General features: G+C 44.1%; 8 protein-coding genes and 1 pseudogene. 1 reads left to right on the plus strand and 8 read right to left on the minus strand.

Annotated elements, in window-relative coordinates:
* Nucleotides 1-822: 822 nt before the first annotated feature.
* From ACYVUV_RS12095 to ACYVUV_RS12110, 4 genes and pseudogenes are all read right to left on the minus strand, one after another.
* Complete coding sequence (locus tag ACYVUV_RS12095; RefSeq protein ID WP_484499533.1) at nucleotides 823-1239, minus strand: hypothetical protein; 417 nt, start codon at nucleotides 1237-1239, stop codon at nucleotides 823-825.
* Nucleotides 1240-1581: 342 nt separating this feature from the next.
* Nucleotides 1582-1941 (minus strand): annotated as a pseudogene (locus ACYVUV_RS12100) (zinc ribbon domain-containing protein); the annotation flags it as partial.
* Nucleotides 1932-2264: a hypothetical protein gene (locus tag ACYVUV_RS12105; protein WP_484499534.1), complete on the minus strand. Its 333-nt coding sequence runs from the start codon at nucleotides 2262-2264 to the stop codon at nucleotides 1932-1934. The gene ACYVUV_RS12105 and the pseudogene ACYVUV_RS12100, both read right to left, overlap by 10 nt.
* Before the next feature lie 164 nt (nucleotides 2265-2428).
* Nucleotides 2429-3538 (minus strand): hypothetical protein, encoded by a 1110-nt coding sequence (locus ACYVUV_RS12110; protein ID WP_484499535.1) that lies wholly within the window; start codon nucleotides 3536-3538, stop codon nucleotides 2429-2431.
* Nucleotides 3539-3704: 166 nt separating this feature from the next.
* Between ACYVUV_RS12110 and ACYVUV_RS12115 the strand changes: the two genes are divergently transcribed.
* Nucleotides 3705-4445, plus strand: coding sequence for a hypothetical protein (locus ACYVUV_RS12115; protein ID WP_484499536.1), 741 nt, complete (start codon nucleotides 3705-3707; stop codon nucleotides 4443-4445).
* A gap of 87 nt (nucleotides 4446-4532) precedes the next feature.
* Here ACYVUV_RS12115 and ACYVUV_RS12120 read toward each other — a convergent pair whose 3' ends face one another.
* The 4 genes from ACYVUV_RS12120 to ACYVUV_RS12135 form a co-directional block, all read right to left on the minus strand.
* Nucleotides 4533-5117, minus strand: a complete 585-nt coding sequence (locus ACYVUV_RS12120) for a hypothetical protein (protein WP_484499537.1) — start codon at nucleotides 5115-5117, stop codon at nucleotides 4533-4535.
* 61 nt (nucleotides 5118-5178) lie between these two features.
* Entirely contained in the window at nucleotides 5179-5490 is a 312-nt protein-coding gene (locus ACYVUV_RS12125) for a hypothetical protein (protein ID WP_484499538.1), read from the minus strand.
* A gap of 9 nt (nucleotides 5491-5499) precedes the next feature.
* Nucleotides 5500-5895 (minus strand): hypothetical protein, encoded by a 396-nt coding sequence (locus tag ACYVUV_RS12130; protein WP_484499539.1) that lies wholly within the window; start codon nucleotides 5893-5895, stop codon nucleotides 5500-5502.
* Nucleotides 5896-5933: 38 nt separating this feature from the next.
* Complete coding sequence (locus tag ACYVUV_RS12135) at nucleotides 5934-6728, minus strand: ParA family protein (RefSeq protein ID WP_484499540.1); 795 nt, start codon at nucleotides 6726-6728, stop codon at nucleotides 5934-5936.
* Between the last annotated feature and the right edge of the window lie 269 nt (nucleotides 6729-6997).

The following is a 6997-nucleotide window of genomic DNA, read 5'->3' on the forward strand; positions in this document are numbered from 1 at the left end:
GGGCCAAACAAAAAACAGCCTCCCCTGCCCCACGAATTTATCCATGGGAGGGATGCTGCTTTTTGATCACAAATTGCCCCAAAGAAAAGCAAAATAATATCATCTGTCGACTAAGCACCAGACGCGGAAAGCTTGGGTCTGACAACCTTTGGGGCCGTGCTTTCATCGTTGCGAAAAGTTATCGCAAAGCGGTTTGTTTGGAACGCTTTGCAATAGTTATTCTACCAAAAAATAATTGTTTTAGCCAAAGATTAGCAACGTAGGGGGACATTATGTCAGTTTTCGGACGCAGATTGCCTGTGGCTTTACTACATTTTCCTACTTGTTCCTACGTTTTGCCACATTTTTTGGTGGCTCACCTTAGTTTCTACTGACATGACGTCCCCCTACACTGACATGATGTCCCCCTGCTGACACGGCTTCGTCCCGCACTGACATGACGTCCCCCTACACTGACATGGTGTCCCCCTGCTGACACGGCTTCGTCCTGCACTGACATGACGTCCCCCTACACTGACATGGTGTCCCCCTGCTGACACGGCTTCGTCCTGCACTGACATGACGTCCCCCTACACTGACATGATGTCCCCCTGCTGACACGGCTTCGTCCCGCACTGACATGACGTCCCCCTACACTGACATGATGTCCCCCTGCTGACACGGCTTCGTCCTGCACTGACATGACGTCCCCCTACACTGACATGGTGTCCCCCTGTCACTTACACAGCTTCCAACGCTAGTAGCCACAGCGGTGTTAACTGCTGCTGTAGGGGATGTACCGCAAAAAAAGGCCCACTTCAGCTGAAGCGAGGCCTTATTATTTTAGTTGAGTTTCTTTTTTGCGATGCCTGCCGCGATCATTGATACTGCAAGCAAGCCTGCACCTACTGCCAGGCTGCCTTTTGTGCGTACATTGCCTGTTTGCGGCAGCGTGTTAGATGCAGAGCCAGCGTTATTTGAGGGATCCGCTTCTGACGAATCCGGAGCCGTCGCTGTAGTTGTTGTCGTGACTGCTTTTTTGCTTTCATCTTGACCAGCGCTGTCATCCTTATCCTTGTTTTCTTCTTCGTTGGGATCTACATCGGCATCTTCATCGTCGACCGAGGAATTCTCATTCGACTCAGAATCTTTTTCTAAGCTGCTGTGTTCGTCTGAATTCTCAGAAGTTGACTTATTCTTTTCGGAGTTTGCACTACTGCACCTAAAAAACGTGTGACAATGTGTGACTGATACCATCACTACATTATGGCCTCAAGGCCTTGACTCAATTGAGAATCAATGCCTTGGATCGCCGATGTTAAGGATCGGCGCCCGATCAGAATGACTCTGGTCGTTTCGGTCACAATTTTTTGAACTGTCCGTAGACAGTTCTTTCGTTTTTCTCATCGGCTCTGCGCCATGACACGTTTCCATGACATAGCGCTGGGCGAAGCTGCCGCAACATCCGAAGATGCCTGCACTGAGGCGTGCGGTCTTACGCGTCTAAGCCGACATTTTTTCGCGAGATCTCCGCCATAACAAGAGTCTCGCCATGGACAGGGCCTGCCCGTAGGCTGTCTCTCGACGGTCTGTTCCTTTAGTTTATATTGCTCTGTTGAGCTCTGGATGATCAATCAAAAATGTAAGATTCATCATCGCATTTCTGTCTCGATCTACGACTTTGTTGTAGTTCGGGCATTTTTCGTTGTAGCACACGTATTCATTGTGCTTGGTGCCATGCTTCTTGTTGCCGTAAAGGGTGAGCTTGTCATCGCCCTTCTTGACGTTGCCACACGCTGCACAGCGTTGAGTTGACGGATACAATCTGTCCGCCATGACAAGCTCGCAGCCATGCCACTTGCACTTGTACTCAAGAATTGACTTAAAGCGGCCAAACATGGCACGATGGACTCCTTTTGAAACCCGGTGGCTCATGAGCATGCCCTTTACGCTCAGCGTTTCTGCTTTAGATCTTGGCCATCTTTCAGTTTGTAACCAGCAGGGATACTGTTGTCGAGAGAATAGTTCGTCACCTTCTTGCCATCAACAACCTTGTCTTCCGCTGTGATCTCGCCAGTGCCAACAACTTTGCCTTTTACGTTGATATACTTAACGCATTGCACCGTTTTGGTCAAACTAGTAACCCCCTGCGATGCTTCAGCAGTAGATTTTGCATTTTGGGTTTCCGCGTGTGCGGAAGTCACATTGAGCGTTGTAATCGCAATCCCACTAGACAGTCCAGTCAGCACCGCTGCCGAAGCCTTAAATTGCTTAGAAAAACTCATTTTTTCTTGTCCTTTCCAAATAAACGTTTCTACGCAAATCGTACATCTTGTTTCAAAGAAATCGACTTTCTTTTGTTTTTCCGCAAGAAGCACGCAAAAAGGCCATGCCCTAGGATAGGACATGGCCTTTTTGAGAAAGTGATTTGTTAACGATGGTTATGTTATTAGTGGAACTTCTTCTTTGCGATGCCTGCTGCAGTCATAGTAGCTACCAACAGAGAAGCACCCAATACTGAGCTCTTTTCTACGCGTGCGTTTCCAGTTTGAGGCAAAGTTGCAGATGAAGTGCCGTCACCAGTTGAAGCAGTGCCTGAAGTGCTTGGAGTTGAAGTAGTGGTGGTAGTAGTTGCACCATCCTTGTCGCTGTCCTTAGCATCCTTGTCAGAGTCCTTGTCGGAGTCAGCATCTTCATCACCAGTTTCGTCGCCATTTGCGTCTGCGTCTGCGTCTGCATCAGCATCTGCGTCAGCGTCGGTATCAGCATCAGCATCCTTGTTTGCATCAGTGTCAGTCTTAGCAGCGGCGCCCGTACCTTCAGTGTCCTTAGTTGCACTTGAGTCTGGAGTGGTTACATTAGCAACTGATGCTGAAGTAGTGTCAGTTGAAGTTGCGCTAGGAACGACAGTCAATTGGTCTGGGTAGCTTTCCAAATCAGTTTGGTTCTTCAGAGCGTAGCCAGCTGGGATAGTCTTGTCTACAGAGTAGATAGTTTGAGTGCCCTTAGTGGTTACAGTGATCTTACCAGTACCCAAAACCTTACCAGTTTCATCAACGTAAGAAACTACCTTAGACTTGGTGTCACCAGTAGAAGTTGAAGTGGTGTTGCCAGTATCAGTGGTTACATTTGAGTTACCGGTGTTGGTAGTAGTGTTGCCAGTGCCAGTAGTGGTCTTGCTGTCAGTGCTGGTAGTGGTGTTGCCAGTGCCAGTAGTGGTCTTGCCGTCAGTGCTGGTAGTGGTGTTGCCAGTGCCAGTAGTGGTCTTGCCGTCAGTACCAGTGGTGGTGTTGCCAGTGCCAGTAGTGGTCTTGCCGTCGGTGCTGGTAGTGGTGTTGCCAGTGCCAGTAGTAGTCTTGCCGTCAGTGCTGGTAGTAGTGTTGCCAGTACCAGTAGTAGTCTTGTTGTCAGTACCAGTGGTGGTGTTGCCAGTGCCAGTAGTAGTGTCAGCAGTTTCTGCGTGAGCTGCAACTACGTTAACAGTGTTTACTGCGATACCACTAGCCAGCCCCATCAGAACAGCTGCAGAGATGCCATTGATTTTCTTAGAAATTGTCATTAGTTTCTTTCCTTTCGTAGTTTAACAAAAATCATTAACAATTTTCTAAGTGAATCTTACCCCCTATTCCAAAATGAGTGACAAAAGCTAGTTTTGTCTTAAAAAATTGTTTTTTTGATACAATCCCTTCTGAAATTTGCGTAGAAAGAAATAGGGATAAGACTATATGGCATCAAAAACCACCAAGACATTGACCAAGCAGCAATTAACCTCTGTTGCTGCCAAGATGGCAAAAATAAGCAAAGATATCGTAGAAGAAGTGCTGTATCACTATCATCAAACTTTGCTGGACTTCTTACTTAATCAAAATAACAATCAAGACAAGCGAGAAGTCAAGATCAGAGGATGGGGCACGTTCAAATTTGACTCCAAGGTTTCCCTTTTTGATAAAGATGAAGGTTGCCCAAATCATCATAATTACTATATTTCAGGCATCTTTTTTTCTTCAAGCCGGACGGTGCCAGAAAAATGGCTTAAGATTAGAAATTCTCCTAATTGGGAATCTCACTATTTCAAAAAGATTAAGCATTTTGACAGTCCCCGGACAACTTTTCCAACTAATAGTCCTAACTATGATGAAATTTGTTGGACTCAAAATGAAATTGTATTGGCCATTGCCAACGCAACTGACATTAAAAAAGAAGTCATAAGATATGTAATCAGCGCCTTTAAGCAAGCGATCTTCAATTTCTTTATGGAGAAGCCAGACGAACGGTTTACTAGAAAAATCGTACTAGGTCAAATTGGTCGTATTTTCTGGACGACTACTCCCAGAACTCGCAAGTGGGAAAACAGACCCAAACAATATTTAGCCGAAAAGATTATTATGATCCCCGCTGTTCGGGCAGGGAAAGAAATAAAAGCATACCTTCAGCAAAGCCAAATCGAAGAATCAGCGCTTGCGTGATCGCCTAACTAACGTTTTGGCTTACCAAAAAATAATGCGACATCCATGCCAGCAATTGGCTAGGGTGTCGCATTTTTTGCCTAAAAATTATTTTACAAACCGCTTCCCGCATTTCATGCAGACGAAATCGGTTTTCTTAGTTGCTTTCCCGTTTGTACCTGAGCCGTAGCCAAACATGATCTCACGTCCAAGGCTAAAATCCTTGCGGTGCACGCCTAACGGCTTCACGTTTGTGCTATGACAATGAGGACATTTCATCGCATGCTTCATTTCCTTGATTTGCTGCTTTTGGATCTTCAGCTGATTTTTCTTGAGTTGAGTATCCAGCTTGTCGGATTGCGCTTGCATTTTGGCTTGTTCTTTTGCAGCTTTTACTTCTTTCTTGACGTGTTCTTCGTGGATACGCTGCATTGCCGCATCAGCATCCTTTTGGCGCTGCTCTGGCGTTCGAATATCCTTGAAGGCTGGATTAGTACCGACAAACAGAAAAACAACTACCATAGTCACAATGCCTGGGTGACAGCCCCAGTGCAAGAAAAACATGTTCACAAAGCCAACGAGGAACCCGCCGATAATAGCATCAGCAAAAGCATTAGCTGTGTCGCCTTTCCAAAATTTAGGTTCTGGCGCCTCAGTTGTTTTGCTTGCAGTTTGTTTGTTTTGGTTATCCATTTCTTTTTCCTCCCTGTTTCTTTCCTGTTTCGAGCATCTTGTTAAGCGGTGGAGCGCTTAATTAGTGGTATGTCCGACCAAAATATCTTTCACTTAGAATATCAGTCAATAACTTTGAAACTGACATACCCTCACGATCAGCTTCATGTTCCAATTCCCGCATTACGTACTTCTGCAACGTAAAGCTTTTGGAGACAGTTTTTTTGTCTTCTCTTGATGGCTTAAATGATGCATTAGGATTCTTTTCCTGTACAACTTCCGTTACGGGCATAACTTCTGGCGTGTCGTCAGTCAAGGTCTGCTTGAGCTGCTCTTTTTTGCTCGTAAAGGAATTGCCAGTATCTAAGTTTTGGTTCAGTTTTGAAAATGACATTTTACCCTCCTATTTTGATTGTGCCTTAACTTTTTCTACTGTTTGCCGGACGTACATGTTGTTATCATTTTCCAGAATCTCAAGATCTTCTTTTCGGCCAACTATAGCAACAGCTTCACGAACTCCAGAATTGCTATCACGAACAAGAATATCTAAGTCCTTATCTCTTTTACGGTAAGCCACAGTTGCCCGAACAGTACAGTCATCGCTTCGAACTAATTCGTCCAAATCCTTATCTCTTCCGTATTCAGCAAGCAAAGCCTTATCGTAAGCATTATCGCTTTTCCGCCATTTCGCCACTGCATCCGCAAACTTTTGGACGTCTATATCAGCGTTGAGCTTGCCATCATTCTGCATCATTTGGAGATTTGCGACATCTAATTCGTGTTCTTTCTTATTTGACATTATTTTAGTCCTCGCTTGTGTTCAGCTACGCTGCTACGTTATTTTACAGATGCCATTTTTTCGAAGATCTGGTCAATTTCTTTAAAGAAGGCCAGGTTTCGATTTTTGATTGCAGGATCTTTTTCCATTTCAACTAGCGGTTCATGAGCAAGAGTTGATTTGTTGAACAATTCTTTTTCAGGGATCAAAACAATTGTATTGTCATCCTTGCTGATCTGAGAAACAAATTCTCTTGATGAACGCGTGTTATGTTTGATTCTGTTACCGAGATATTTAAGCTTGGCATCAACCAGGCTCTCGCCTGTCACAACATTGATTGCTTCTTTACGAAGCTGCTCCATTCTCAAATCCAGATTGTCTTTGGAAATGAATCCATATTCTGATGGCTCAAGAGGACTAAAAACAAAGTCGGAAACTAAAATCATATTTTGCGTCAGCGTAGAGAAATCTGGGTGACAGTCAATAAGGATATAGTCAAAATCCTTGATCTTGTCAAAGTTGTTTCTCATCCACATGTACATGAGGTAGTTTTTATTGGATTTTGTTGCCAATTCCTCGTTAACCTTATCCAACTGCATTGTTGCAGGAATCAAATCCAAATTATTCTTCAAATGGAGAATATCTACATCTGCTTCGGGGTCCAAAAAAATTGTTGCGAGTGAAGATTCAGAAGGTTTTCTGAAGATATCATAAGTCTGAGTTAAACTGCATTGATGGTCGCTGTCGATTAAAAGAACTTTCTTCCCTCGGTCAGCAAGCCATTCACCAAAATTAAAGGTCAGCGTGGTCTTTCCAACACCACCTTTGATTGCCGCAAAAGTTATTACTTTCATTTTTTGCGTCCTTTCTGATTTGCCTACTTTTTCTGCTACTTTATTTTATCACGGTGTAGCTACAGGATGCAATGATATAAGTATGATATTTACACGATAAACATAGTGTTTTCTAAATTAGATATATAGCATTAAGATCGAGCTAACAACTGAGCCTATTAGGGATACTTCAGTTCAAAAAAGCCGGCATAAATCACGATCATCGTGTAATAAGGCGATGATTGCATTGCCAAACAATCGTAGAACTTTTATAATTTTTGGCATCAAAA

The organism is Lactobacillus sp. WILCCON 0149, assembly GCF_057197965.1.

Bases quoted from the DNA above. Each gene is read 5' to 3' on its own strand.
- ACYVUV_RS12125 (WP_484499538.1), bottom strand. From the start codon at position 5,490: ATGTCATTTTCAAAACTGAACCAAAACTTAGATACTGGCAATTCCTTT.
- ACYVUV_RS12105 (WP_484499534.1), bottom strand. From the start codon at position 2,264: ATGAGTTTTTCTAAGCAATTTAAGGCTTCGGCAGCGGTGCTGACTGGA.
- ACYVUV_RS12135 (WP_484499540.1), bottom strand. From the start codon at position 6,728: ATGAAAGTAATAACTTTTGCGGCAATCAAAGGTGGTGTTGGAAAGACC.
- ACYVUV_RS12130 (WP_484499539.1), bottom strand. From the start codon at position 5,895: ATGTCAAATAAGAAAGAACACGAATTAGATGTCGCAAATCTCCAAATG.
- ACYVUV_RS12115 (WP_484499536.1), top strand. From the start codon at position 3,705: ATGGCATCAAAAACCACCAAGACATTGACCAAGCAGCAATTAACCTCT.
- ACYVUV_RS12110 (WP_484499535.1), bottom strand. From the start codon at position 3,538: ATGACAATTTCTAAGAAAATCAATGGCATCTCTGCAGCTGTTCTGATG.
- ACYVUV_RS12120 (WP_484499537.1), bottom strand. From the start codon at position 5,117: ATGGATAACCAAAACAAACAAACTGCAAGCAAAACAACTGAGGCGCCA.